Source organism: Erysipelatoclostridium sp. MSK.23.31 (assembly GCF_019125875.1).
Classification (GTDB): domain Bacteria; phylum Bacillota_I; class Bacilli_A; order Erysipelotrichales; family Coprobacillaceae; genus Thomasclavelia; species Thomasclavelia ramosa.
The window spans coordinates 1-375 of the sequence record NZ_JAHOCB010000136.1 but is presented as its reverse complement, the minus strand read 5'-3'; the positions used below and the strand labels follow the sequence as shown (position 1 = coordinate 375).

At 41.1% G+C, this 375-nt stretch carries 1 protein-coding gene; it reads left to right on the top strand.

Annotated features, from left to right (window positions below; translation table 11 throughout):
- A partial coding sequence (locus tag KSU54_RS19615; protein ID WP_254881448.1) for a phage integrase SAM-like domain-containing protein occupies positions 1 to 375 on the top strand: 375 nt, incomplete at both ends.

Genomic DNA, 375 nt, shown 5'->3' with positions numbered 1-375 from the left:
TATCGACAGCACAGGCAAGAAAATGACGCTTTGCCAACTCTATGCCAAACAGAACGCACAGAGGACAAATGTGAAGAAAAGCACACAGAAACAACGGGAACAACTCATGCGGTTATTAAAAGAGGACAAGTTAGGTGCTAGGAGCATTGATACGATAAAACCCTCTGACGCTAAAGAATGGGCGTTACGCATGAAAGACAAAGGCTTTTCCTACAATACCATTAACAACCATAAACGCTCGTTAAAAGCGTCATTCTACATAGCCATACAAGATGATTATGTGAGGAAAAACCCTTTTGATTTCAAGCTAAGTGAAGTCATAGAAAATGATACCAAAGAGAAAGTCGCATTGACAGAGGAACAGGAGCAAGCCTT